Consider the following 22500-nt stretch of genomic DNA (forward strand, 5'->3'; position numbering starts at 1 on the left):
GGAGGACCACTATGGGTAAGGCCCTTGAAGGTGTCCGCGTACTCGACATGACCCACGTGCAGTCGGGACCGTCCTGCACCCAGATCCTGGCCTGGCTCGGCGCCGACGTCGTCAAGCTGGAGGCGCCGACCGGTGACATCACCCGGCAGCAGCTGCGCGACCTGCCGGACGTCGACAGCCTGTACTTCACGATGCTGAACTGCAACAAGCGCAGCATCACGCTGAACATGAAGTCCGAGCGGGGCAAGGAGATCTTCACCGACCTGGTGAAGGACGCCGACATCCTGGTGGAGAACTTCGCGCCCGGCGCGATCGACCGGATGGGCTTCACCTGGGACCGGCTGCAGCTGATCAACCCGCAGCTGATCTTCGCCTCCATCAAGGGCTTCGGGCCCGGCCGGTACGAGGACTTCAAGGCCTACGAGGTGGTCGCCCAGGCGATGGGCGGTGCGATGAGCACGACCGGGTTCGAGGACGGCCCGCCGACCGCCACCGGTGCTCAGATCGGTGACTCCGGCACCGGCATCCACCTGGTCGCCGGCATCCTGGCCGCGCTCTACCAGCGCACCGTCACCGGCAAGGGCCAGCGGGTCAGCGTGGCGATGCAGGAGGCCGTGCTGAACCTGACCCGGGTCAAGCTGCGCGACCAGCAGCGGCTCGCGCACGGACCGCTCAAGGAGTACCCGAACCAGGAGTTCGGCGACGCGGTGCCGCGGTCCGGCAACGCCTCCGGCGGCGGCCAGCCGGGCTGGGCCGTGCGGACCGCGCCCGGCGGCCCCAACGACTACATCTACGTGATCGTGCAGCCGCCCGGCTGGGCACCGATCGCGCACCTGATCGGCCGGCCCGAGCTCGCCGACGACCCGGACTGGAGCACGCCGGCCGCGCGGCTCGACAAGCTCGACAAGATGTTCGCGCTGATCGAGCAGTGGACCGCGCAGCACTCCAAGTTCGAGGTGATGGAGAAGCTCAACGCGCTGAACGTGCCGTGCGGCCCGATCCTGTCCACCAAGGAACTGATCGAGGACGAGACGCTGGCCGAGCTCGGCGCGGTGGTCGAGGTCAAGCACCCGGCCCGCGGCAGCTTCAAGACCGTCGGCTGCCCGATCAAGCTGTCCGACTCACCGGTCCAGGTGGAGACCTCACCCGGCCTCGGCGAGCACAACTCCGAGATCTATGGCGGGCTCGGTATCGACACCGCCGAGCTCGAGAAGCTCAAGGCCGCCGGCGTGGTCTGAGCTCGATCGTCGCCGTCCACCCCCAGCACGGCATCCATCCCGCTTTGAGGAGCTTCAGCAATGACTTATGACAAGGCAGTGGTCCAGTCGATCCTCGACCAGGCGCTGGCCGAGGGCCGCAGTTCGCTCAGCGCGCCCGAGGCCAAGCAGGTCGCGGACGCGTACGGCATCCCGACGCCGGGGGAGGGGCTGGCCACCACCGCCGAGGAGGCGGCCTCGCTGGCCGCCGGGATCGGTTTCCCGGTCGTGCTGAAGATCGTCTCGCCGGACATCCTGCACAAGACCGACGCCGGCGGCGTCGTGGTGGGCGTGGACAGCGCCGAGGCCGCCGTCGCGGCGTACGAGCGGATCGTCACCAACGCGAAGGCGTACCAGGCCGACGCGCGGATCAGCGGTGTGCAGGTGCAGAAGATGCTGGTCACCGGCGGTGACGTGCAGGAGGTCATCGTCGGTGCGGTGACCGACCCGACGTTCGGCAAGATCGTCGCCTTCGGTCTCGGCGGGGTGCTGGTCGAGGTGCTGAAGGACGTCACCTTCCGGCTCGCCCCGGTGACCGGTGACGAGGCGCGCTCGATGGTGGACGGGATCAGCGCGCACGAGATGCTGAACGGCGTACGCGGCGCGCAGCCGGTCGACAAGGACGCGCTCGCCGCGGTCATCCAGCAGGTGTCCGACCTGGTGGAGGACTTCCCGCAGTTCGCCGAGGTGGACCTGAACCCGGTGCTGGCCGGGCCGGACGGCGCGACCGCGGTGGACTTCCGGATCATCGTCGACGCCGAGGCCGGCAAGCCGGTCGAGCGCTACAGCCAGGACGAGATCCTGACCGCGATGACCCGGATCATGAAGCCGCGCGCGGTGGCCGTGATCGGCGCCTCGAACGAGGACGGCAAGATCGGCAACTCGGTGATGAAGAACCTGGTGAACGGCGGCTACCAGGGCGAGATCTACCCGATCAACCCCAAGGGCGGCGAGGTGCTCGGGCGCAAGGCGTTCGCCAGCATCACCGACGTGCCGGGTGACGTGGACGTCGCGGTCTTCGCGGTGCCGGCCAAGTTCGTCGGCGGGGCGCTGGAGCAGTGCGGCCAGAAGGGGGTGGCCGGCGCGATCCTGATCCCGTCCGGCTTCGCCGAGACCGGTGAGCAGGAGCTCCAGGACGAGGTCGTCGCGATCGCCAGGAAGCACGGCGTACGGATCCTCGGGCCGAACATCTACGGCTACTACTACCTGCCCGAAAGCCTGTGCGCCACCTTCTGCACGCCGTACGACGTGCGCGGCAGCGTGGCGCTGTCGTCACAGAGCGGAGGCATCGGGATGGCCATTCTCGGCTTCTCCCGGTCCAGCCGGATGGGCGTCTCCGCGATCGTTGGAGTAGGCAACAAGGCCGACATCGACGAGGATGACCTCCTGACGTTCTTCGAGAACGACGACAACACCAACCTGATCGCCATGCACCTGGAGGACCTCAAGGACGGCCGGGCGTTCGCCGAGACGGCGTCGCGGGTGTCCAAGAAGAAGCCGGTCGTCGTGCTGAAGGCCGGCCGGACCGCCATGGGAGCCCGCGCGGCCAGCTCGCACACCGGTGCGCTGGCCGGCAACGACAAGGTCTACGACGACATCCTGCGCCAAAGCGGCGTGGTCCGGGCGCCGGGGCTGAACGAGATGCTCCAGTACGCGCGCGGCATCCCGCTGCTGCCGACGCCGAAGGGCGAGAACGTGCTCATCATCACCGGCGCGGGCGGGTCGGGCGTGCTGCTGTCCGACGCCTGCGTCGACAACGGGCTGCAGCTGATGACGATGCCGGCCGACCTGGACGCGGCGTTCAAGAAGTTCATCCCGCCGTTCGGCGCCTCCGGCAACCCGGTCGACATCACCGGTGGCGAGCCGCCGTCGACGTACCGGAACACGGTCGCGCTCGGGCTGGAGGACGAGCGGATCCACGCGCTGATCCTGGGCTACTGGCACACGATCGTCACCCCGCCGATGGTGTTCGCGAAGCTGGTTGCCGAGGTGGTCGAGCAGTACCGGGCCAAGGGCATCGACAAGCCCGTGGTCGCCTCGCTGTCCGGCGACGTCGAGGTCGAGGAGGCCAGCCAGTACCTGTTCGAGCACGGGGTGGTGGCCTACCCCTACACCACCGAGACGCCGGTCCAGGTGCTCGGCGCGAAGTACCGGTGGGCCCGGAACGCGGGTCCGCTCGGTTCCTGATCGGTCACTTGATCCACCCAGAGGAAAGCGGTGATGCGTTTGGACCGGGGGGAGTGCACGGGGGAGCCGTAAGTCTCGTCAAGCTGGCGTCGATATAAGGAGTCCGCCTTGGACGTCACAAGCAAGACCTCAGGAGTACCCGAAGAGCCGGCGGCAGCCGAAACGACCGAGCGGGTCTGGCGCGCCGGCCGGCTCGAACCGATGCCGATCCGGCCGTTGCCGGCGGCTCCGCCGTCCCTGCACATCCTCGGTCCGACCGTCTTCCTGGTCGCGCTGGGCGTCGGCATGGGTGAGTCCTACATGTGGCCCCGGCTCGTCCTGGTGTTCGGTCCGGACATCCGGTGGCTGTTCCTGGTCGGGGTGACCCTGCAGGCGTTCGTGCTGCTGGAGATGGCCCGGTACGCGATGGCGACCGGGGAGAGCATCTTCTTCGGCGCCGCGCGGGTGTTCAAACCGATGATGTGGTTCTTCTACGTCGCCGCGATCCTGATCTACATCTGGCCGGGTCACCTGTCCGCCGGCGCCTCGGCGTTCGAGGAGGTCAGCGGCATTCCCTGGCAGGCGACAGCGTGCGTGGCCCTGGTGTTCGTCGGGGTGCTGTTCAGCCTGCTCTCGGTGATCTACAACTTCCTGGAGAAGCTGCTCGGGTTCCTGATCGGCCTGCTGGTCGTCGGGACCTCGGTGATCGCGGCCATCGTCGGCAGCTGGGGCGACCTGGCCGACACGCTGTCGGGCATGTTCGCGTTCGGCTACTTCCCGGACAAGGCGCTGTCGGCGGCCTGGTTCCCGATCGTGGTCGGCTCGATCGCGTTCGCCGGCCCGTCCGGCATGCAGCAGATGTGGTACACCCTGCAGCTGCGCGACAGTGGTGCCGCGATGGGGGCGCACATCCCGAAGATCCGCGGTCTGCGGTCGTCCGGCGAGGCCGAGGCGATGCCGTCGCGGGGTTACATGTTCGACACCGAGAACCCCGAGGAGATGGAGAAGTGGAAGGGGTGGCGCAAGTGGGTCACCTTCGACGCGCTGCTGCTCTTCTGGGGCATCACCATGCTGGTCACGATCTCCTTCACGGTGCTCGCGCTGTCGGCGGCCCGGGAGAACCCGAACGTGGGCAGCCTGATCGAGGGCGGTGACCGGGAGGCCGCGCTGGCGGCCATGTCGGACGCGTTCGCCTCGGCCGGCAGCCCGTTCCTGGGCTCGCTGTTCTTCGGCTTCATCGCGCTGATCGGCCTGAACGCGACGCTCGGCCTGTTCGACTCGTTCAGCCGCGGCCAGGCGGACATGACGTACTACTTCGTCCCGGGCGCGAAGCGGTTCTCGATGTCGCGCATCTACGCCGGGTTCCTGTGGGGCGTCATCCTGTTCGGCATCCTGATCCTGCTGTTCGGGCCGGCCGACGGACCGGCGGCGATCCTCGACGTGCTCGCCTTCTTGTCCACCTTCGCGATGGGCGCGTACTGCATCGTGTTGCTCCTGGTGAACAACAAGTTGCTGCCCAAACCGATCCGGCCGGGGCCGTTCCGCAACGCCATCATCGGGTTCGGTGCCGTGTTCTACCTCGGCATGCTGTTCTACAGCCTGATCCGCTTCGGCGTGGTACTGGACTGACATGACCTCGCTCAACGTTCGACAGCTCGTCGAGTTCGCGCTGCCGGCCGCCGCGGTCGGGGTGGCTGCCGGGGTGATCGCCGCGCTGCTGGGCGGTTTCGCCGGTCAGCCCCTCGGCTGGGCCGTGGTCACCGGGCTCGGCCTGGCGGTTCCGCTCGTCGTGTTCGGCGTCGGGTACTCCGCCCTGGTCGGTCTCGGCAAGGCGCCGGCCGGGGTGTTCGCCCCGGCCGCGGTCTACTGGACGATCGGGTTCCCGCTCGCCCTGATGGTGCACGCGATCACGACGGAGTTCGTGGTGACCGGGTCGCCGGGGCTGCCTGAGCAGGTCTGGCAGTTCCTGGCCTTCCGGGCGCTGCTCAGCATGGGATTCGCGATCGGGTTCCTCTGGATGCACGAGCAGCTCGGCCGGTACTGGTGGCCGCGCATCATGGAGCACAACCAGTACGCGCGGCGGACGGTCGAGCAGTACGTCCACCTGGCGCAGTCGATCCAGACCCGCAAGGAGGCGGCCGCCCGGGCCCGCAAGAAGCGCAAGGCCCGGACCGCCTAGCCCGTACAGCTACCACTTCCGCACAAGCACGCCGCCCGCGACTGCTCGTCAGCCGCGGGCGGCGGCGTACCGGCCTGCCCTGCGTGGACCGCCGGAGAGTACTGGAGGCGCACATGACCGTTTCGTTGTCGGCGTGGATCATCACCATCGCCGTCCTGCTGGCCCTGCTGGTGCTGGACTTCCTGATCGTGGCCCGGAAGCCGCACGAACCGTCCCTGCGGGAAGCGACCCTGTGGGTGAGCTTCTACGTCGGCATCGCGCTGCTGTTCGGCGTCGGCCTGACGATTGCCGCGGGCGGTCGGTCCGGCGGCGAGTTCTTCGCCGGCTGGTTGACCGAGTACTCGCTGTCGGTGGACAACCTGTTCGTGTTCATCATCATCATGGGCAAGTTCGCGGTGCCCCGGCAGTACCAGCAGAAGGTGCTGCTGGTCGGGGTCGCGCTCGCGCTGGTGATGCGGGGCATCTTCATCGCCATCGGCGCGGAGGCGATCTCGCACTTCAACTGGGTGTTCTACCTGTTCGGCGCGTTCCTGCTCTACACCGCGTGGAAGCTGGCGACCACGAAGGAAGAGGAGGAGTTCAAGGAGAACGTGGTGCTGACGAAGGTCCGCCGGGTGCTGCCGACCACCGAGACGTACCACGAGGCGAAACTGACCACCCGGGTGGACGGCAAGCGGTTCGCCACTCCGATGCTGATCGTGATGATCGCGATCGGCACCACCGATCTGCTGTTCGCGCTGGACTCGATCCCGGCGATCTTCGGCCTCACCCAGGAGCCGTACCTGGTGTTCACCGCCAACGCCTTCGCGCTGATGGGGCTGCGGCAGCTGTTCTTCCTGATCGGCGGGCTGCTGGACCGGCTGGTGTACCTGTCCTACGGGCTGTCGGTGGTGCTCGGCTTCATCGGCGTCAAGCTGATCCTCGAGGCCCTGCACCACAGCGGCGTCTCCTGGGCGCCGGAGATCCCGATCCTGGTCTCCCTGAGCATCATTCTCGGCACGCTCACGCTCACCGCCGTGCTCAGCCTGGTGAAGTCCTCCCGCGACGCCAAGCTGGACAAGCAGAAGCAGTCCGCCGGCGTCGAGTGACCGACCGCGCACCGCGCCCCGGTGGACCGAGGGTCCGCCGGGGCGCGATCGAGGGAAACGAAGCGGCGGTCCCGGCCGGCTCGGCCGCGGGTTCAGTCCGTTGTGCGACGGCGGCGGGTGGTCGGCTTCTTCTCGGGGAGCGCAGCCGCGGGCGTCTGGCCGGACTGCAGCTCGTGGTAGGCGGTGCGGGTGTGCTCGGTGTGCTCGCGCATGATCTGGGCGGCTTTGTCCTCGTCGCCGTCGCCGATGGCCTTGACCAGGCGAGCGTGCTCGCGCCAGGAGGCGGCGCCGCGGACCGGAGCGACCGGCGTGTAGTACCAGCGGACCCGCCGGTCGACCTGGCCGGCGAAGTCGACCAGGAACCGGTTGCCCGACATCGCGGTGATCATCGCGTGCAGCTCGCCGTTGGTGCGGACCGCGCCGTCGATGTCACCGGCCTCCTGGAACGCGGTCCCGACCTTGCAGAGCTCCTTCAGCTGGGCGACCGCGTCCTTGGACGCGTGCCGGGCGGCCAGTCGCGCCGACTCCGACTCGAGCGCGGCCCGGGCCGCCAGCAGCTGGTCCACCTCGTCCTCGGCGGGCACGTGCACCATCGCGCCGAAACCGGGCCGCAGATCCACCCAGCCCTCGTTGTTCAGCCGCTGCAGCGCTTCGCGGACCGGCTGCCGCGACACCCCGAGCATGCCGGCCAGCTCCACCTCGACAAGGTGCCGGCCGCGCTCCAGGGTGCCGTCGATGATCATCTCGGTCAGGGCCTCGTAGACCGACTCGCGCAGCGGCTGGGGCCGCTTCACGTGCCGTACGCCGGGGGAGTCGGCCGAGGAGTCCGCGCCCGCGCTGAGTGTGGTCATGAGGTCCTTCCCGAACAACGTAATGGCACTTGGTAGACAGTCTACCAAGTGCCAGGTCTGTTGCCGATGCTCGTCGTCGAGCCGGCCGGACCGCCCTGCTCCCGGTGCTCCGGATCCCTGGATCGCGTTCCGCGGGGAGTCCGCCGCCGCGGTCCGGATCCCGGCGCCGGCCGGGGCCGGGCGCCCTGTCCGGAGCACCGTTCGGGGCGTGGGGTCAGGCAGCCGCCGTCTCGCGCACGGGCTGCTGCGACTCCTCGTCGCGCCGGGTGTCGCCGGTCGGCTCCACGTCGACGCCGAGTTCCTGCTGCAGCTCCGGGGCATCCGGGAACTGCGGACGAGCCGCCAGAGCGCCGAACCTACGGGTGAAGATCATTTCTGCCTCTCCGCTCCGGGCTGGCCCGGAGTCTCCTGGTGGGGTGCTCCGGAACCGCGCCGGCTCCGGAGTTGTCAGCCAAATACTGCCTACTGCATACATTCAACCAGCCTGGTGCACCGGCTATGCCCGCATCTCACGTGATCCCGGTTACAGGACGACTGCTCCGGTGTTACGCCGCGGGACACCGGTGCGTGACCTCGGTCACCCTGCGGACTTTCTCTCTGCCCTTCCAGGGTGCTCGCCGTGGCAGGGCCGGGTCAAAGGCTTGCTCGCTATCTCGGCATAGCGCACGACTATCGCGCGGGCGCCGGCGCATAGCTGGAACCCATCAGGTGCACGTCGAGCAGATCGTCCAGAGCGGTGTGCACGCCGGCCTGCCGGGCGACGTCAAGCAGGGCGCGGGCCAGGACGGGCTCGGGGCTGCGCGCGGCGATCACCAGTCCCACGCGGGGTCCGTGCGCGGGGCTCTTGAGTGGCACCACCCGCATCCCCGCCGGTACGCCGAACATGTGCAGCCAGGCGTGCGAGATCACCGTCGACCAGTGGTTGCCGTGCAGGTGGCTGTAGAGCCCGGACACGGTGTCGCTCTCGATCGCCGGCTCGGCGGTCACGCCGTCGTCGGTGAAGTAGCCGTTCATGATCCGGCGGTTGCGCATCTGCGGCGACAGCAGGCACAAGGGCAGCTCCGCCACCTGCGCCCAGGTGGCGACCGGTTGCTCCGCGAGTGGGCTGGTGCCGGGCGTGAGCAGCAGGTAGCGCTCTTCGTACAACGGGGTCTTGCGCACGTTGCCGAGGGTGTCGTCGTCGAGGTACGTCATCGCGACGTCCAGCTCGAACTCGGCCAGCTTCTGGGTGATGTCGCGCGACGACAGCGACTCCAACGTCACCCGGGCCTGGCTGTGCCGCGCGCAGAAGGGCGTGGTGAGCAGCGAGACCACCGGCATCGCGGTCGGGATCGCGCCCAGCCGGAGGGTTCCGGTCAGCCCGCCGCGCATCACCGACAGCTCGTGCCGCAGGGCGTCGCGCTCGGCGAGGATGCGCTGAGCCCAGAGCAGGACGCGTTCGCCTTCGGGGGTCAGGCCTTCGAACCGGCGACCGCGGCGCACGATCGGCACGTCGAGCTCCTGCTCGAGCTTGCGGATCGCGGCGGACAGCGACGGTTGCGAGACGTAGCAGGCGTCGGCCGCGCGGGCGAAGTGCCGTTCGCGGGCGAGTGAGACGAGGTACTCGAGCTGGCGGAGCAACATGGTCAGCCTCGTTCCTGCGACCGGTGGCCGGAGGAGCGGCGCCGCGTCCGGTAGCCGGCATACCGATCGTCTGTATACATAATCCAGTATTACATGGGCGCAAAGCGGCGTGGAAGGTGCTGGAGAATCGCGTCAGTGCACTGGTCGTATGTGAGGTAGATCACATTCTCGGAGTGTCTCGCGTACGTCCTGCTGTTCGACGTACGGGTGTCAGCCAGTTGGTCGGTGAAAGGAACAGATCATGGACGAGGTCATCTCTGCCGACAGCACGGCGATCGCCTACGACACCTTCGGAGCGGGACCGGCGCTGGTCCTGGTGGCGGGCGCGATGACCGACCGCTCGTACTACGTGCCGCGCGCGACGGTGCTGGCTGAGGTGTTCACCGTGGTCACGTACGACCGGCGGGGCCGGGGTGACTCGGGGGACCAGCCGCAGTACGCGGTCGAGCGGGAGGTGGAGGACCTGGAAGCGGTGCGGATGGCGACCGGCGCGACGTACGGGTACGCCGACTCCTCCGGCGCGATGGTGCTGCTCCGGGCGGCCGCTGCCGGGTCCGCGTTCGATCGGCTCGCGATCATGGAGCCGCCGTTCCGTGTCGACGGTGCGCCGGCGGCGCCGGATCGCTACCTCGAGCGGTTGCAGGAGTTCGTCGCGGCCGGCGATCCCAGCGGCGCGGCCGAGCTGTTCATGGTGGAGGCCGTCGGGCAGCCGCAAGAACAGGTCGACGGGATGAAGTCGATGCCGTTCTGGAAGGGGATGGAAGCGGTGGCACCCACCTTGGTCTACGACGCCCTGCAGCTGGGCGACAGCCAGGTGCCGACCGCGCTGCTCGCGGGGATCGAGCAGCCGACACTCGCGCTGCACAGCACCGCCAGTCCCGAGTGGCTGCAGCGGGCAACTGTCGAGGCTGCTGACGCCCTGCCGAACGCCCGAGTGGCCGCACTGGAAGGCAGCTTCCACGAGGTGCCGCCCGAGGTGCTGCTGACCGCCCTGCGCGAGCACTTCCTCGGGTAGGTGCCACGGGCCCCCAGGTCACGTGGCGGCGCGTCAGCCGCCGGAGGGGCGAACCAGGGTGGGATGCGCTGCGGCGGCCTCGTCGAAGGCGGCGAGTACCTCGGGCGGGACCTCGACGTGGTCGATGAAGTTCCGCCCGCGCGGACCGTAGCCGTCGATGTCGTCGCGCAGCCGGCGGATCTCGCCCAGCAGCAAGGAGACGAACCGTTCGCGCGCCCAGATCGGGGGACCGCCAGGACCCGCACCGACAGCGTCGTCGCCGATCCAGGGGATCAGCGGCGCGAAGCTGGTCAGCGCCGTGCCCGGCCGGTCACGGAACGACCGCTCGAACGCGGCATGGGTGCGCCGCTGCATGGTCGGATCCTGCACCAGCACCAGCCGGTACGCCGTACTGTCGTGGTCGAGCAGCCGTCGGGTGAACGCCGCGTTCTCGCCGCAGTTGGTCGAGTCGTCCTCGACCGTCACGGCCGCGGGGTCCACGCCGTACCGGTGCAACAGGTCGCGGAAGATGTGCGACTCGGGGCGGTGCCCCGCGGGGATCGGCAGGCCGCGGCGTTCGACCGCGTGGACGAGGTGGTGAGTGGAGTGCCCGAGGCCGCCGCTGACCAGGATCCGCGCAGCGGCGCCGCGGTGGTACGCCTGCGCGACGACCTCGACCGACTCGACGACGGCGCTGCCCATCAGGACGAGCAGATCAGCGGGTCCGGCGAGCTCGGCGACGTCCCGTCGCGCGAGGTAGCGGGACATCACCTGCAGAGCTTCGTCCAGCGGCACCGGACCAGTGTCGCTCAGTCGATGGTCAGGACCAGCCTGCCGTCGGCGGCCAGCCCGCGAGCTGGGGCCAGGCGCTCGGTGTCACGGCGCGCCGGGCCCGCTCGACTGATGCCCCCTCCGCCTGATCTGGCGGGGACAGCCCCGACGCGGCTTTCGGTGCGGCCGTAAAGATTCCGTCAACGGCAGCTGACAAGCTCTGGGCATCAGCTCAACCGGCTCCGAAAGGCACCTCCGATGCGCAAGCTCAAGATCCAGACCCAGACCACCGTCGACGGCTTCATGGGCGCCCCGAACGGCGAGATGGACTGGCTGCAGTTTCCCTGGACCGACGACCTCAGCGCGCACATCAACGCGCTCACCAAGTCGGTCGACACCATCGTGCTCGGCCGCAAGCTCGCCGAGGGTTTCATCCCGGCCTGGGCGGCCGGTCCGGAGCACGAGGAGCAGGAGTCGATCGACTGGATGAACAACACCCCCAAGGTGGTCGTCTCGAACAGCCTCGCCGAGTCGCCCTGGGACAACGCGACCGTGGCCGGCGGCGACCTGGCCACGATCATCACCGAGCTGAAGAACCAGCCCGGCGGCGACCTGATCGCCTACGGCGGCGCCACCCTCGTTTCCGCGCTGATCGCCGAGGGGCTCGCCGACGACATCCACCTTTTCGTCAACCCCACCGCGATCGGCACCGGCCTGCCCGTCTTCCCGGCCACCACCGTCCCGCTCGAGCTCGCCGCCGCGACCCCGTTCGAGTGCGGCATCACGGAGCTGCACTACGTTCCGCGCAAGCCCTGACACTCGGCTTCGGGCGTCAGGAAGTCCCGGGCTGGAAGGCCAACGGCGTCATCATGTCGCCGTTGGCCGAGTACCCGACGCTGCCTCCGCGGACACCGGCAACGAGGATCACGCCGCAGTCCCAGGCGCGCAACTGCCGCGGTCAGCTGATTCGTTCGCGGACGGCAGGGGCGAAGGGACTCCAGAGGAACCAGGTCGGGAGGGCGCGGACGAGCCAGGGCGGGCCGGTCAGTTCGATGCTGCCTGCCGCAGTCGCCTGGGAGAGCGTGACGATGCCGGAGAAGACGCGCATCAGGGCGACCGGCTCGGTGGTCACCACGACGTCCGAGGCGAATCCCGGGTGCTCGGTGCAGACCGAAGCCTGCTGCCGGTCGAGGACAAGCCAGATCCGGGTCGGGTCGGCGCCGCGGTAGTCGAACTCGACGCTGACCCGCTGCCCGGGCAGTGCCTGCTGGTCGATCCGTCGCGACATCCACCAGGTCAGCGTGATCGGGTCGACCTCGCGAGGCTCCGGCTCGGCGAACATCCACCGCACGGCCCACTCGCCGATCGCCATGATCACGCCCTCCAGGTCGCGGCCGGCCGGCGTGAGCTGGTACTCGTGGCCGCGGGCAACGGGGACTCGCTCCAGCACACCTTTGCGTTCCAGGTGCAGAAGGCGCTGTTTGAGCAGGGTGCGGGAGATGCCGGGCAGGCCGCGGTCGATGTCGTTGAACCGCCGGCTGCCGAGCACCAGTTCCCGCACGATCAGCGGCATCCAGCGGTCCGCCAGCACCGCGCTGGCGAGCGCCACCGGGCAGTACTGGGCGTACTCACGCATGGCTCATTGTGCGCCCGGTCCAGGATCCGTACCAGCGAAGTCCAGAACCTGTACTAGGCGCCACCCGCCGCCGCTGCTCAGCTGGAACCCTCACCAAGAGGGGGACACCATGACTGTCAGTTTCGACCCGATCGGGTTCAAGCGGACCACCCGGGCCCAGTGGGAGCAGGCCGCCGAGGCCTGGCACCGGTGGGGACCGGCCATCGAGGACTGGCTCGGCGAGGCCACCGCCACCATGCTGCGCGCGGCCGACGTCGGCGAGGGAGACCGCGTTCTCGACGTCGCCGCCGGCGCGGGAGGGCAGACGCTGGCCGCGGCGCGGCTCGTAGGTCCCAACGGCCACGTGCTGGCCACGGACATCTCACCGGCCCTGCTCGCGTACGCGGCCCGCGTCGCAGCCGAGGCCGGGGTGTCGACGGTCGAGACGCTGGAGGCGGACGGCGAGGACCTGTCGGAGCTCGCCGCGGGCACGTTCGACGCGGCGATCTCCCGGGTCGGCCTGATCTACTTTCCGGACCAGCACGCCGCGTTGCGCGGTATCCACCGGGCGCTCCGTCCCGGCGGCCGCTGCTCCGCCGTGGTCTACTCCACCCCGGACCGCAACGCCTTCTTCTCGATCCCCGTCGGCATCATCCGCCGCCGGGCCGACCTACCGCCCCCGCTTCCGGGGCAGCCGGGTCCGTTCAGCCTTGGTGGGCCCGGCGTCGCCGAGCAGGTGTTCGCCGAGGCAGGCTTTTACGACATCACCGTCACGACAGTCCCGTCACCGGTGCGCATGCCGACCGCCGCCGAGTGTGTCCGCTTCGAACGCGAGTCCTTCGGCGCGCTGCACCAGATGCTCTCCGGCCTCGACGAGCCGGGGCGAGCCGCTGCCTGGCAGGAAATCACCGAAGAGCTCTCCCGGTTCGAAGCCCCCACCGGCTTCACCGGCCCGTGCGAGATGCTCGTGGTCACCGGAACCCGCTGAGCGCAGGTCGTCGAAGTCGCCGCTAAACCGAATGCGGCGCTGGGCGCGTCTATGAAGCATGCCCCCTGGAGCGCGGGACCACTTCGTCGAGTTCGTCGTCGCCCGGCAGAGCCGTTGGCTGCGCACGGCGTACTTGCTGTGCAACGACCGGCAGTTGGCCGAGGACGTCGTGCAGCAGAGTTTGGAGAAGTTGTACGTGGTCTGGCCCAAGGTGGTCGCGGCGGACAGCCCGGACGCGTACGTGCGCAAGACGATTCTCAACGTCTACCTGAGCGAGACCAGGCGGATGTGGCGCCGGCGGGAGCGGTCGAGCGACGACCCGACGGCCGGCGCTGTGGAAACGGTCGACGCGTCGCTGGACGACCGGATCGATCTGGCGCGGGCGCTGAGCCGGCTGCCCAGACGGCAGCGCATGGTGCTGATCCTCCGGTTCGCGGAGGACCTGAGCGTGACCGAGACGGCGGCGGTGATGGGCTGCGCCGAGGGAACGGTCAAGGCGCACACGGCCGCGGCGCTCCGGGCGTTGCGGAAGACGATCGAGTTCGAGCTGCAGGGGGTTGGCCGATGACCGACGACAAGGAATTCGAGGCACAGATGCGATCACTTTTCCACCGCGACCGGGGCGAGACCCCGAGCGAGCTGCCACTGGACGCTGTCCTGCGTGGTGGCGAGCGGCGGCTGCGTCGCCGGACCACCTTCAAGGTGGTCTCCGTCGCGGCCTGCGCGGTCGTGGCCAGCGGTGCGACGATCTCGGTCGTCGCCGCCTCCACCGGCGGCGGTAAGACGCCGGCGCCGGCCAGCACCCCCACCGTCGCCGTGCCGGTGACGAACCCGCCGCCCCCCGCGACGCCGTCGCGCTGGCCCGGGGAGCCGTCGGCAACACCTACCCGGGTGCAGCGGCCGCCGGCGACCCCGTCACAGTCGCCCGGCGAGCCGTCGGCAACGCCTACCCGGGTGCAGCGGCCGCCGGCCACGCCGTCGCAGTCGCCGGGGGAGCCGTTGGCAACGCCTACCCGGGTGCAGCGGCCGCCGGCGACCCCGTCACAGTCGCCCGGGGAGCCGCAGGCCACGCCGACCCGGACGTCCTGAGCGCCTGACCTCGGTACGCCGCCCAGCGTCAGCTGTCGGCTGGGCGGTCCCGGCCGCTGAGGCAGCGTCGGATCAGGCAGGCCGCCAGGCCGCCGCCTATCCACATCCAGCCGGCGAGCTCCAGGCTCTCCTCGATGGCCACCTCGATCTCGTAGCCGGGACTGCCGCGACCTTGGCCGCCTGCGAAGAGCAGCGGCGTACCGAGTTCCAGCAGGACGGACAGCGCAAGCGTGAGCAGGCCACCGCGGACCAGCGCCCGCTCGGTCAGGTCGGTGTCCTGCGCCACGCGCCAGAGCTGAACGAACAGAATCGCCAGCAGCGGAAGGTAGAACACCGGCCACAGCAGCCGGCCAGCGTGCGGGAACGGTGACGCGAGGCCGCCGACGCGTTCGTGGATCTGGATGAAGTCGTCGAACGACAGGAACGCCACCATCACCGCACAGAAGGTCACAGTGGCATGCCGCACGGAGGCCGCGGCGAGCAGTCCGAGCACCGCGGCCACCGCCGCCTGCGTCGCGACGCCGGCCCAGCCCATCACGCTCTGGTCCTTGTCGGCGTTGAGAATCGCGCTGCGGCCGTCCAACAGCAACGTGTTGACGACGTGGCTGACGGCGAGCAGGCCGGTGAGGGCGACGGAGGCGATCGACACGAAGCGCAGGATGCGCGCGGAGATTTGGCCGTCCGGGACCTGCGGGCCGGTGACCGGCGTGTTCAGGAACGCGCGCACCGGTGATGGCGCCAGCCGGACGAGGCGATCGGTGACGCTCAGCAACCGTCCTCGCACTCGGAGTGTGGCCATCGGTCTCCCTGCACAGCGGGCGCTGGTGTTCAACGCGACAAGGCTTCAGGTACCCGCTGAGAGTGCCGCGAACCGACCGCCGCTCGAGTGCTGCGGCTACACGCTGTAGCCGGAGACCGGTCGGCCCCGGCGAAGCACCGTCAAAGGCGCGTGACCGGGCAGGGGACTTCGCCGGGCAGCGCCGTGTCGCCGCGCAGTGCCTTCAAGGTCTCCAGCTCACGGTCGATGTCTCGGCGCTTGGCCTCGAGCCGCTCGACTTCCTGGGCGAGCAACTGCTCCATGACCCCGGTGCGCTCCTCGGGAGAAGCCTCCAGGCAGGGCAGCAGTTCGTTGATGGTGGCACTGTGCAGCCCGGCGGCGAACAGGTGCTGGATCATGACGACCCGCTCCACCATCGAGCTGTCGAAGTCACGCCACCCGCCGGGGGTGCGCTGAGACCTGATCAGCCCCTGCTCCTCGTAGTACCGCAGGGAGCGGGTGCTGACGCCGCTGGCGTCCGCCAGTTCGCCGATGCGCATGTGACCTCCTGGGGGCTGTCCTCCGGCCTCCATTCTTGCAGTTGACACCAGTGTGAAGTTTCACGATCGAGGGGCATCACCTCAACGAAAGGACGCCCTATGCACTGGCTGCACCTCGGCATCGCCGTCGTCTTCGAGATCGCCGTCGCCGTCTCGGCCGGCAAGGCGCAGGGTTTCACCCGACCCGCCTGGACCACCGCGACGCTGGTCAGCGGCGGCATCGCCACCTACTTTCTCAGCCTGGCGCTGCTGACCTTCGACGTCGGCGTCGGGTACGCGATCTGGACCTCGGTCGCCGGCGTCGGGATCGTCGTACTCGGCGCCCTGCTCTTCGGCCAGCGCCTCGACTGGCGCAAGGCCCTCGGCATCGTCGCCGTCATCGTCGGCGTCGTCGGCCTCCAGCTGAGCGGAGCAGTGTGATGACCCGGAACCCGCATCCCACGGAAGGAACGCGCATGAGCAACGAAACCGTTGTCGCCGGCGCCGATCTCACCGCCCGCAGCGAGCGGGCCCGCGCCTGGCTCGTACTCCTGCTCGCCGGAGCTTTCGAAGTCGGCTACGCCCTCTCCGTCGAAGGCAGCGAGGGCTTCACCGTGCTCTCCTGGTCGCTTGTCGCGGTGGTCTTCTTCCTGCTCACCCTCTTCGCCCTCAGCGTGGCTCTTCGCACCATCGACGTAGGCATCGGGTACGCCGTCTGGGCCGGCATCGGCGCTGTCGGTGCCGCGCTGCTCGGACCTGTCTTCTTCGCGGAGACGCTCACCCCGGTCAAGGCCCTCTGGCTCACCGTGATCATCGCGGGCGTCGTCTGGCTCAAGCTGTCCGACCGGCCGAACGCGGGCAGGGAAGGGACCGGTGATCAATAGCGCCGGGTCAGGAGGCGGACCCGGAGTCGGTGCAGCCGGGGCATCAGGCCGTAGATGACGATCGGTACGGCGATGGTGGCGAGCACGAACGTGCGCAGTACGGGCGTGAGCGTGCTCAGCCAGTCGTCGAGCAGCAGGTTGAGCGCGGTCAGGGTCGGGAAGACCGCGAGCCAGATCATCAGCGCCAACTGGTGCTTGGTCGGTGGGCCGGCAGGACGGGTGGTGGAGTTGGTCACGTCCCCAGCCTGAAGCCCGGTCGGCCGGTCGCCAAGCGGCGTTGCCGTTTGTGGGAATCCGGGGTGGAATGAGGTCCGTGGACGAGACCTCATCGAGCATCGCCGCCGTGCTCGAGCAGGCGGGGCCGCGGCTGAAGCGGTTCCGCGTCCAGCGAGGCATCACCTTGGCCGGCTTGGCGGCAGCAACCGGTATCTCGAAGAGCACACTCTCCCGACTGGAGACCGGCCGGCGCCGACCGACCCTGGAACTTCTGCTCGCGCTCTCGCTCGCCTTCCGGGCTCCGCTCGACGACCTGGTCGGCGCGCCCGAGGTGGGGGACCCGCGCATCCGCCTGAAGCCGGGCCGGGTGAAGGGCCGAACCGTCATCCCACTCACTCGGCAACCCGACGGCATGCAGGTGTGGAAGATCGTCGTCCCGGCCGGCAACGTCATCCCGGAGACACGCGCGCACGACGGGCACGAATGGATTTACGTGCTGTCGGGACACCTGCGGCTGGTGCTCGGCGAGCGGGACTGGGTGCTCGGGGCCGGCGAGATCGCCGAGTTCGACACCCAGGTTCCGCACTGGTTCGGCAGCACCGGCGAGGAGGCGGCCGAGATCCTGAGCATCTTCGCCAGGCCCGGCGAACGCATGACCGTGCGGACCTCAACCTCCGAAATCTGACTGGCGAGCGCCTTGATCGAAGCCTCTGACCTGCCGCAGCCAGCGGGCGCTGATCCGATCGCGCGAGAGTACGTCACCGAGAGCCTGCACCAGGCGATCGCGCCGTGCTGATCATCGGCGGAACGGCAGGGCAGAGTGATGTGCAGGCCAGCCTCCGGCAAGGCAGCAGGACGACATGGCAACCGCCGAAGGGCCGGCCGGAACCTTCGGCGGTGCCATCGAGCAGTTCGTCCGGCGACTAGCGGATCATCGCCTCAGACGACGGCATGAGCGTGTAGCAGATCCTGCCGTCCACGAGCGTCGCGTAGCTGGCCGGGTCCACCCAACCTCGGGCGATCCCGGAGGTCATGTTCCGCAGGGTTTCGGAGACGTCCCATGCGCCGTCGTCCCAACTCGTGCCGTAGTAGCGCTCGGTGTGACCACCGTTGTCGTAGATGTCGACCCAGATCTGGGAAACGATGACGGAGTTGACGAGCCTCCAGCCGGTGTCCACCCTCAGCTCGCGGTGACCTGCCGAGTACAGGTACAGGTATTCCATCCCGCAGTTGCCAACGGTCTGGTTGTTGGTGGAGATCCCGCCATTGGCGATTCGCGCCAAGGCCTCGGCGCCGTAGGTCGACTTGCTCCATCGGGCGTAGTCCTTGGCGGACAGGGAAATCTCCCGGCCGTTGGCGAGCGACAACACGTACTGGTCGCCCGACTCGGTCACGGAGAGGACTTGCACGGTCTGCATCTGGCGCTCGATCTTGCGCACCGGGACGCTGTCGTCGGGTGCTGCCGACGCTGCTCCTGGAATCGATGCCACCAGACCTGCCGACAACATCGCCACTGCCGCGATCGCTTTGGTGAAGCGCACTCTGGTCTCCAATTCTGCCCTCGGGGCTCGAACTCGCCGTGGCCCTCCCACAGCAAGGCCCTGCTGTCCCCGTCGCGCGTGATCGACGCGTGACAAGGACGGTAGAACGTGGCGTGTGGTCAGCGCACACTATTCGCCGAGGGTCTAAGTCATGGAGGCCGGCGCCGGCTCCGGTTACGAGGCCGGGCTCATCGGCGAGCTCGTGGCCGGGGTATCGTCCCGGCGTGAGTGTTGACGTGCGTGCCTACGTCCCTGACGACGCGGAAGCGACCTGGGAGTCGTACTTCCGGGCCATTCGCGACACAGCATCGAAGGACTACTCGCCGGCGCAGATCGCCGCGTGGGCGCCGGCATCGGCCGATCTCGTGGAGTGGAACGAACGCCGGTCGGCGGCCCACACCTTCGTCGCGGTGGTGGACGAGCGGGTCGTGGGATTCAGCGACGTCACCGACGACGGTCTGCTCGACATGCTTTTTGTCCACCCGGACGCCGGCGGCCGCGGCGCTGCCCGGGCCCTCGTCGGCGCGGTCGTCGCCAAGGCCCGCGAGCTGGGGCTGGCCGAGCTCCACACGCACGCGAGCCGAACGGCGCGGCCCGCGTTCGAGCGTTTGGGCTTCGAGGTGGAACGGGCCAACGACCAGAACTGGATCCGCGGCGAGAACCTGCCCAACTACGACATGCGCCTGACGCTCGACTATGGCGTGTCTCCCTAGCTCGCCGTCCCGGTTTTGATCAGCAGCGCGTCCCGCGAGCGCTCCCGGAACCCCAGGCCGTAGTACAGGCCGCGCGCCGCGGGATGCCCCGGCGCACCCAGGCAGACGACCGTCGCGTGGGTAGCGCCGGCCTCCTGCGCCAGCCGCATCCCGTGCAGCATCATCGCCCTGGCCAGCCCGAGCCGTCGGTAGGCCGGGTGCGTTCCGACGGGCTCGAACTCGATGGTCTTGTTCACCTCGTCGAACCACATGGTCGCCGAGGACGCCATCGTTGCGTCCGGCGCCTCCACCAGGACGTGCAGGTCGTCGCGGTAGGCCGCCGTCTGCACGCACCCCCCTCGTAGCTCTGCGCCGTGTACGTCGAGGGCGCCCAGGCATCCACATGAGCCCGGACGGCGGCCTCAGGTCCGGCCTCGGCCGCAGTGCGGAACTGAAACCCGGCCGGCAGAACTGGTTGCTCCACGTCGGTGAGGTCCCGCTGGTGGAGCTGAGTCCAGTCGCCCGTCTCGCCGAGCGCTTCTTCGTCCGGTGCATAGCCGTGCGCCGCCCATCGCTCGCGAGCGAACTGCTCGGCGACCGCCGGCAGCACCGTGCGCTCGAGGCCGGCCGCCACCCCGTCGTACCACTCGGTCACCCCGTCGACCAGTTCGACGTGATCAGGCTGAATCTGATAGCTCAGCAAAGCGCCGGTGACCTCTTTCGCATCATGTCGTGCCCGAAGCTGTGTTGGACGTCTCCGTGCTGGGTCACCTAACGTTCGGCGCATGTCAGAACGACGCTCGATCCTCAGCGGCTCGACGTTCGAGGAGCAGATCGGCTACGCCCGCGCCGTGGTCGACGGCGACTGGGTGCACGTGTCCGGAACGACCGGATTCGACTACGCCACCATGACGATCTCGGACGACGTCGTCGAGCAGGCGAAGCAGTGCCTGCGCAACATCGAGGCCGCGCTCACCGCCGCACAGTGCACCTTCGCCGACGTGGTCCGGGTGCGCTGTCTCCTGCCCGACCGAGCCGACTTCGAGCCCTGCTGGCCCACCCTGCGTCGGGCCTTCGGCGAGGTCCGGCCGGCCGCCACGATGCTCGTGTGCGGTCTCGCCGACCCGCGGATGAAGATCGAGATCGAGACGTACGCCCGCCGCCCTGCCGGCTAGCGATCCGCCTTTGGCTAGGACGGCGATCTCGTCCGACGCAGCCAAGATCAGGGCTCGACGTCGGTGGGTTGGTACAGCGGGATGAATCGGATGATCGGCTCCTCGTAAGGATGAGCGGCGCGCACCGCTTTCAGCACCTGGGGTACCGCTGACATCTCGCACTCGGACTCGACGCGCATCTCGGTCCCCTGCATCAAGGTGCCGATCTCACCGTCGAAGGGCTCGGCGCCGGGCATCGGACGCCAGGTTCCCCCCGTCTGCCAGAAGCTGGTGACCCGGTCGTAGCGCCCGATCTGTCCGGCGCCTGCGGATTCCAGCGCCGTCAGGATCGCGGCGACATGATTGTCGGGGACACAGATCTCGACCTTGACTCTCGCCATGCCGGCAGCTTACGACGAGCGGACTCGGCTTCTTGAGTCGCTTGCTGAAGGGAGGGCGGAGCAGTCCGTACGGCGAGTCACGTAGACCGGCCTCCTCGAAGCTGCGTGGTGGCCGTCGAACAGCGTCTCCACCGGCTTGTCTTACGGCGGTTGGAACGCCTGCGCCCGGGGATCGTCGTACAGGGCGACAAGCCGGTCGTACGCCGCGATGGTCGGCCTGCACCTACCATCGCGGTGCCGAGGCTCAGCGAGTGGAGGGCCCGGTCGTTCCTCGGCCGACCAACGTGGACAGGCCGCGGTACCAGTCGCCCTCGGCGATGAACGTGCGGTGTGCGAACGGCGCGTACGACCTGGAGGTGTAGCAGGTGTTGTCGCCGGCCGTGACGTGACCGTTTCCGGTGGGGAAGTCGCAGTGCAGGGTTCCGATGTGCAGCCCGTCGTCGATCATGTGCAGCCGGGCCATTCCCCAGTACCCCTCGGCGAGGTTGGACCTGAACTCGACGCAGGCCCAGTACTCGTAGCCTGACCTGAGCAGGTAGGTCCAGCCGATGACGGTGTTGTGCGACAGCGACTTCACCTCCCCGAACTTGATCGCGGTACCGGCGCCGCATTCGGCGGGAGCCACTCGCGCCGGTGCGGCTACCGACTCGGCACCCTGTGCCGGAGCCGCAGCGGCGGTGGCAGCTCCTCCGGTCACGAGGGCGGCCAGCACAGGGATGGCAAGCAGTGCTTGGTGCAGTCTCATCTTGGCTCCTGACAATCATTGGGACGGACCAACAGACTGCGGAGCTTGAGGCTCACCCGACAACGGTTCTGCAGCAACGTGCAGGCGTCAGTTCCTGCAACGGGGGAGATGCCACGGGCGCTCGGCTCACCTGGAAGGCGGTTGGCGTAGCCCTGCGATGAGCAGGCCGACCAGGCGGCGAGCGTCGTAGCGACGGTTCCTGCCTGCGCCCGCGCAGAGGCCGCCGACGCCGCGCATGAGTTCGGAGGCGTCCTGACCGGAGTGGATTTCGCCCGCGCCGGCAGCAGCGAGTCCTTGCTTGGTGATCACGAAGTCGACGAAAAGGCCGATCCATCGCTCCAGTGCGGCGTACGGCGTCGCGCTGGTCCCGTCGCTGACCGGGTACGGCGACAAGGCTCACCCGCTCGGTCCCGAGGTGGGGCTCGACACGCACGTCGGCATCGTCGGCTCGATCGTCGAGCAAGACCTCACCGACGTCGTCCTCGTGGGGCACAGCTACGCCGGCATGGTCATCTCATCCGCGGCCAACCAGGTCTTGATCGACCTCGCGACGAAGTCGGACAGTGGCTGGCGTGTGCCGCCGCTGCCGGAGATGCCGCGGCCGTTCGGGCTGTTCGGAGTCACGGATCCGGCAGACGTCGCCTGGCTGCGCTCGATGCTGTCGGACCACCCCGTACGTTGCCTCCAGCAACCGGTCCGGCTCGACAACCCGGACGTGCACAAGATCCCTCGGACGCAGATCCACTGCACTGTCGGACCGGACGGCTTCGAACGGCGCCCGGTCCCGGCCGTACAGCCCAACGGCAGCCCCGCCCAGGTGTGGGAACTCGCCACCGGCCACGACTGCATGATCACCATGCCGGCCGAACTCGCCGAACTACTGCTCAAGCTCGGTTGACCGTCCAAGGGTTGTCGACCGCCGTTCGAGCGCGGCATGCTGGCGTGGTCCGA

29 protein-coding genes are annotated in these 22500 nt (G+C 69.0%); 17 read left to right on the top strand and 12 right to left on the bottom strand.

Annotated features, from left to right (window positions below; genetic code table 11):
• Positions 1-11 precede the first annotated feature (11 nt).
• The 5 genes from frc to KFLA_RS10600 all read left to right on the top strand — a co-directional run bounded on the left by frc (position 12) and on the right by KFLA_RS10600 (position 6689).
• Positions 12-1238 (top strand): formyl-CoA transferase, encoded by a 1227-nt coding sequence (gene frc / locus KFLA_RS10580; RefSeq protein WP_012919780.1) that lies wholly within the window; start codon positions 12-14, stop codon positions 1236-1238.
• A 60-nt stretch (positions 1239-1298) separates the two neighbouring features.
• The gene (locus KFLA_RS10585) at positions 1299-3443 is read left to right on the top strand and encodes an acetate--CoA ligase family protein (RefSeq protein ID WP_012919781.1); all 2145 of its coding nucleotides are present in this window, start codon (positions 1299-1301) and stop codon (positions 3441-3443) included.
• Positions 3444-3551: 108 nt separating this feature from the next.
• Complete coding sequence (locus KFLA_RS10590; protein WP_012919782.1) at positions 3552-5051, top strand: Nramp family divalent metal transporter; 1500 nt, start codon at positions 3552-3554, stop codon at positions 5049-5051.
• Between the two features lies 1 nt (position 5052).
• Positions 5053-5601, top strand: a complete 549-nt coding sequence (locus KFLA_RS10595; protein WP_012919783.1) for a hypothetical protein — start codon at positions 5053-5055, stop codon at positions 5599-5601.
• A 113-nt stretch (positions 5602-5714) separates the two neighbouring features.
• Entirely contained in the window at positions 5715-6689 is a 975-nt protein-coding gene (locus tag KFLA_RS10600; RefSeq protein WP_012919784.1) for a TerC family protein, read from the top strand.
• Positions 6690-6781: 92 nt separating this feature from the next.
• On the opposite strand, the gene KFLA_RS10605 is transcribed toward KFLA_RS10600, so the two are convergent.
• The 3 genes from KFLA_RS10605 to KFLA_RS10610 all read right to left on the bottom strand — a co-directional run bounded on the left by KFLA_RS10605 (position 6782) and on the right by KFLA_RS10610 (position 9163).
• The gene (locus KFLA_RS10605; protein WP_012919785.1) at positions 6782-7540 is read right to left on the bottom strand and encodes a GntR family transcriptional regulator; all 759 of its coding nucleotides are present in this window, start codon (positions 7538-7540) and stop codon (positions 6782-6784) included.
• 214 nt (positions 7541-7754) lie between these two features.
• Positions 7755-7913: a hypothetical protein gene (locus KFLA_RS37885; RefSeq protein WP_012919786.1), complete on the bottom strand. Its 159-nt coding sequence runs from the start codon at positions 7911-7913 to the stop codon at positions 7755-7757.
• 296 nt (positions 7914-8209) lie between these two features.
• A complete protein-coding gene (locus KFLA_RS10610) occupies positions 8210-9163 on the bottom strand; it encodes a LysR family transcriptional regulator (protein WP_012919787.1) in 954 nt (317 codons plus the stop codon).
• Between the two features lie 241 nt (positions 9164-9404).
• Between KFLA_RS10610 and KFLA_RS10615 the strand changes: the two genes are divergently transcribed.
• A complete protein-coding gene (locus KFLA_RS10615) occupies positions 9405-10178 on the top strand; it encodes an alpha/beta fold hydrolase (RefSeq protein WP_012919788.1) in 774 nt (257 codons plus the stop codon).
• A gap of 33 nt (positions 10179-10211) precedes the next feature.
• Here the strand turns inward: KFLA_RS10615 and KFLA_RS10620 are convergent, their stop codons facing one another.
• Positions 10212-10952 carry a YdcF family protein gene (locus tag KFLA_RS10620; RefSeq protein WP_012919789.1) on the bottom strand — a complete coding sequence of 247 codons (741 nt, stop codon included), beginning with the start codon at positions 10950-10952 and terminating at the stop codon, positions 10212-10214.
• A gap of 234 nt (positions 10953-11186) precedes the next feature.
• On the opposite strand from KFLA_RS10620, the gene KFLA_RS10625 reads away from it, so the two are divergent.
• Positions 11187-11744, top strand: coding sequence for a dihydrofolate reductase family protein (locus KFLA_RS10625; RefSeq protein ID WP_012919790.1), 558 nt, complete (start codon positions 11187-11189; stop codon positions 11742-11744).
• A 142-nt stretch (positions 11745-11886) separates the two neighbouring features.
• On the opposite strand, the gene KFLA_RS10630 is transcribed toward KFLA_RS10625, so the two are convergent.
• Positions 11887-12564 carry a winged helix-turn-helix transcriptional regulator gene (locus KFLA_RS10630; protein WP_012919791.1) on the bottom strand — a complete coding sequence of 226 codons (678 nt, stop codon included), beginning with the start codon at positions 12562-12564 and terminating at the stop codon, positions 11887-11889.
• Between the two features lie 109 nt (positions 12565-12673).
• Here KFLA_RS10630 and KFLA_RS10635 point away from each other — a divergent pair, with 109 nt between their 5' ends.
• The 3 genes from KFLA_RS10635 to KFLA_RS35470 are packed head-to-tail and all read left to right on the top strand — an operon-like array spanning position 12674 to position 14620.
• Positions 12674-13531 carry a class I SAM-dependent methyltransferase gene (locus KFLA_RS10635; protein ID WP_012919792.1) on the top strand — a complete coding sequence of 286 codons (858 nt, stop codon included), beginning with the start codon at positions 12674-12676 and terminating at the stop codon, positions 13529-13531.
• A gap of 58 nt (positions 13532-13589) precedes the next feature.
• Positions 13590-14099 (top strand): SigE family RNA polymerase sigma factor, encoded by a 510-nt coding sequence (locus KFLA_RS10640; RefSeq protein ID WP_012919793.1) that lies wholly within the window; start codon positions 13590-13592, stop codon positions 14097-14099.
• Entirely contained in the window at positions 14096-14620 is a 525-nt protein-coding gene (locus KFLA_RS35470) for a hypothetical protein (RefSeq protein ID WP_012919794.1), read from the top strand. Before KFLA_RS10640 ends, KFLA_RS35470 begins: the two co-directional genes overlap by 4 nt.
• Positions 14621-14648: 28 nt before the next feature.
• Here KFLA_RS35470 and KFLA_RS10650 read toward each other — a convergent pair whose 3' ends face one another.
• The gene (locus tag KFLA_RS10650; protein ID WP_012919795.1) at positions 14649-15419 is read right to left on the bottom strand and encodes a hypothetical protein; all 771 of its coding nucleotides are present in this window, start codon (positions 15417-15419) and stop codon (positions 14649-14651) included.
• Positions 15420-15559: 140 nt separating this feature from the next.
• Positions 15560-15937, bottom strand: coding sequence for a MerR family transcriptional regulator (locus KFLA_RS10655; protein ID WP_012919796.1), 378 nt, complete (start codon positions 15935-15937; stop codon positions 15560-15562).
• A gap of 99 nt (positions 15938-16036) precedes the next feature.
• Between KFLA_RS10655 and KFLA_RS10660 the strand changes: the two genes are divergently transcribed.
• Together KFLA_RS10660 and KFLA_RS10665 are read left to right on the top strand one after the other, a co-directional pair.
• Entirely contained in the window at positions 16037-16357 is a 321-nt protein-coding gene (locus tag KFLA_RS10660; RefSeq protein ID WP_012919797.1) for a DMT family transporter, read from the top strand.
• A gap of 35 nt (positions 16358-16392) precedes the next feature.
• Positions 16393-16800, top strand: a complete 408-nt coding sequence (locus KFLA_RS10665) for a DMT family transporter (RefSeq protein ID WP_012919798.1) — start codon at positions 16393-16395, stop codon at positions 16798-16800.
• Here the strand turns inward: KFLA_RS10665 and KFLA_RS10670 are convergent.
• Entirely contained in the window at positions 16794-17036 is a 243-nt protein-coding gene (locus KFLA_RS10670; RefSeq protein WP_012919799.1) for a putative antibiotic biosynthesis monooxygenase, read from the bottom strand. The two genes, KFLA_RS10665 and KFLA_RS10670, sit on opposite strands and share 7 nt — an antisense overlap.
• Positions 17037-17104: 68 nt before the next feature.
• Here KFLA_RS10670 and KFLA_RS10675 point away from each other — a divergent pair, with 68 nt between their 5' ends.
• The gene (locus KFLA_RS10675; RefSeq protein ID WP_012919800.1) at positions 17105-17701 is read left to right on the top strand and encodes a helix-turn-helix domain-containing protein; all 597 of its coding nucleotides are present in this window, start codon (positions 17105-17107) and stop codon (positions 17699-17701) included.
• Between the two features lie 238 nt (positions 17702-17939).
• Here KFLA_RS10675 and KFLA_RS10680 read toward each other — a convergent pair whose 3' ends face one another.
• Positions 17940-18557, bottom strand: coding sequence for a hypothetical protein (locus KFLA_RS10680; RefSeq protein WP_012919801.1), 618 nt, complete (start codon positions 18555-18557; stop codon positions 17940-17942).
• Positions 18558-18781: 224 nt separating this feature from the next.
• Here KFLA_RS10680 and KFLA_RS10685 point away from each other — a divergent pair, with 224 nt between their 5' ends.
• A complete protein-coding gene (locus tag KFLA_RS10685; protein WP_041289256.1) occupies positions 18782-19270 on the top strand; it encodes a GNAT family N-acetyltransferase in 489 nt (162 codons plus the stop codon).
• On the opposite strand, the gene KFLA_RS38265 is transcribed toward KFLA_RS10685, so the two are convergent.
• Positions 19267-19599, bottom strand: a complete 333-nt coding sequence (locus KFLA_RS38265; protein WP_202797111.1) for a GNAT family N-acetyltransferase — start codon at positions 19597-19599, stop codon at positions 19267-19269. The genes KFLA_RS10685 and KFLA_RS38265 overlap by 4 nt on opposite strands.
• Positions 19600-19652: 53 nt before the next feature.
• Here KFLA_RS38265 and KFLA_RS38270 point away from each other — a divergent pair, with 53 nt between their 5' ends.
• Together KFLA_RS38270 and KFLA_RS10695 are read left to right on the top strand one after the other, a co-directional pair.
• Complete coding sequence (locus tag KFLA_RS38270; protein ID WP_012919803.1) at positions 19653-20024, top strand: hypothetical protein; 372 nt, start codon at positions 19653-19655, stop codon at positions 20022-20024.
• Positions 20025-20034: 10 nt separating this feature from the next.
• Positions 20035-20424 (top strand): RidA family protein, encoded by a 390-nt coding sequence (locus KFLA_RS10695; protein ID WP_012919804.1) that lies wholly within the window; start codon positions 20035-20037, stop codon positions 20422-20424.
• Between the two features lie 47 nt (positions 20425-20471).
• On the opposite strand, the gene KFLA_RS10700 is transcribed toward KFLA_RS10695, so the two are convergent.
• Positions 20472-20804 carry a YqfO family protein gene (locus KFLA_RS10700; protein ID WP_012919805.1) on the bottom strand — a complete coding sequence of 111 codons (333 nt, stop codon included), beginning with the start codon at positions 20802-20804 and terminating at the stop codon, positions 20472-20474.
• 244 nt (positions 20805-21048) lie between these two features.
• Entirely contained in the window at positions 21049-21549 is a 501-nt protein-coding gene (locus tag KFLA_RS10705; RefSeq protein ID WP_012919806.1) for a hypothetical protein, read from the bottom strand.
• A gap of 301 nt (positions 21550-21850) precedes the next feature.
• Here KFLA_RS10705 and KFLA_RS10710 point away from each other — a divergent pair, with 301 nt between their 5' ends.
• Positions 21851-22447 carry an alpha/beta hydrolase gene (locus tag KFLA_RS10710; protein WP_012919807.1) on the top strand — a complete coding sequence of 199 codons (597 nt, stop codon included), beginning with the start codon at positions 21851-21853 and terminating at the stop codon, positions 22445-22447.
• Positions 22448-22500 lie beyond the last annotated feature (53 nt).

Source organism: Kribbella flavida DSM 17836 (genome assembly GCF_000024345.1).
Classification (GTDB): domain Bacteria; phylum Actinomycetota; class Actinomycetes; order Propionibacteriales; family Kribbellaceae; genus Kribbella; species Kribbella flavida.

Excerpts from the sequence above, each read along its gene's own strand:
- KFLA_RS10615 (WP_012919788.1), top strand. The coding sequence starts at position 9,405 with ATGGACGAGGTCATCTCTGCCGACAGCACGGCGATCGCCTACGACACC.
- KFLA_RS10705 (WP_012919806.1), bottom strand. The coding sequence starts at position 21,549 with ATGAGACTGCACCAAGCACTGCTTGCCATCCCTGTGCTGGCCGCCCTC.
- KFLA_RS10640 (WP_012919793.1), top strand. The coding sequence starts at position 13,590 with ATGCCCCCTGGAGCGCGGGACCACTTCGTCGAGTTCGTCGTCGCCCGG.
- KFLA_RS10655 (WP_012919796.1), bottom strand. The coding sequence starts at position 15,937 with ATGCGCATCGGCGAACTGGCGGACGCCAGCGGCGTCAGCACCCGCTCC.
- KFLA_RS35470 (WP_012919794.1), top strand. The coding sequence starts at position 14,096 with ATGACCGACGACAAGGAATTCGAGGCACAGATGCGATCACTTTTCCAC.
- KFLA_RS38270 (WP_012919803.1), top strand. The coding sequence starts at position 19,653 with ATGAGCCCGGACGGCGGCCTCAGGTCCGGCCTCGGCCGCAGTGCGGAA.
- KFLA_RS10625 (WP_012919790.1), top strand. The coding sequence starts at position 11,187 with ATGCGCAAGCTCAAGATCCAGACCCAGACCACCGTCGACGGCTTCATG.
- KFLA_RS10635 (WP_012919792.1), top strand. The coding sequence starts at position 12,674 with ATGACTGTCAGTTTCGACCCGATCGGGTTCAAGCGGACCACCCGGGCC.
- KFLA_RS10675 (WP_012919800.1), top strand. The coding sequence starts at position 17,105 with ATGAGGTCCGTGGACGAGACCTCATCGAGCATCGCCGCCGTGCTCGAG.
- KFLA_RS10595 (WP_012919783.1), top strand. The coding sequence starts at position 5,053 with ATGACCTCGCTCAACGTTCGACAGCTCGTCGAGTTCGCGCTGCCGGCC.
- KFLA_RS10600 (WP_012919784.1), top strand. The coding sequence starts at position 5,715 with ATGACCGTTTCGTTGTCGGCGTGGATCATCACCATCGCCGTCCTGCTG.
- KFLA_RS10650 (WP_012919795.1), bottom strand. The coding sequence starts at position 15,419 with ATGGCCACACTCCGAGTGCGAGGACGGTTGCTGAGCGTCACCGATCGC.
- KFLA_RS10605 (WP_012919785.1), bottom strand. The coding sequence starts at position 7,540 with ATGACCACACTCAGCGCGGGCGCGGACTCCTCGGCCGACTCCCCCGGC.
- KFLA_RS10665 (WP_012919798.1), top strand. The coding sequence starts at position 16,393 with ATGAGCAACGAAACCGTTGTCGCCGGCGCCGATCTCACCGCCCGCAGC.
- KFLA_RS10700 (WP_012919805.1), bottom strand. The coding sequence starts at position 20,804 with ATGGCGAGAGTCAAGGTCGAGATCTGTGTCCCCGACAATCATGTCGCC.
- KFLA_RS10695 (WP_012919804.1), top strand. The coding sequence starts at position 20,035 with ATGTCAGAACGACGCTCGATCCTCAGCGGCTCGACGTTCGAGGAGCAG.
- KFLA_RS10630 (WP_012919791.1), bottom strand. The coding sequence starts at position 12,564 with ATGCGTGAGTACGCCCAGTACTGCCCGGTGGCGCTCGCCAGCGCGGTG.
- KFLA_RS10610 (WP_012919787.1), bottom strand. The coding sequence starts at position 9,163 with ATGTTGCTCCGCCAGCTCGAGTACCTCGTCTCACTCGCCCGCGAACGG.
- KFLA_RS37885 (WP_012919786.1), bottom strand. The coding sequence starts at position 7,913 with ATGATCTTCACCCGTAGGTTCGGCGCTCTGGCGGCTCGTCCGCAGTTC.
- frc (WP_012919780.1), top strand. The coding sequence starts at position 12 with ATGGGTAAGGCCCTTGAAGGTGTCCGCGTACTCGACATGACCCACGTG.
- KFLA_RS10660 (WP_012919797.1), top strand. The coding sequence starts at position 16,037 with ATGCACTGGCTGCACCTCGGCATCGCCGTCGTCTTCGAGATCGCCGTC.
- KFLA_RS10585 (WP_012919781.1), top strand. The coding sequence starts at position 1,299 with ATGACTTATGACAAGGCAGTGGTCCAGTCGATCCTCGACCAGGCGCTG.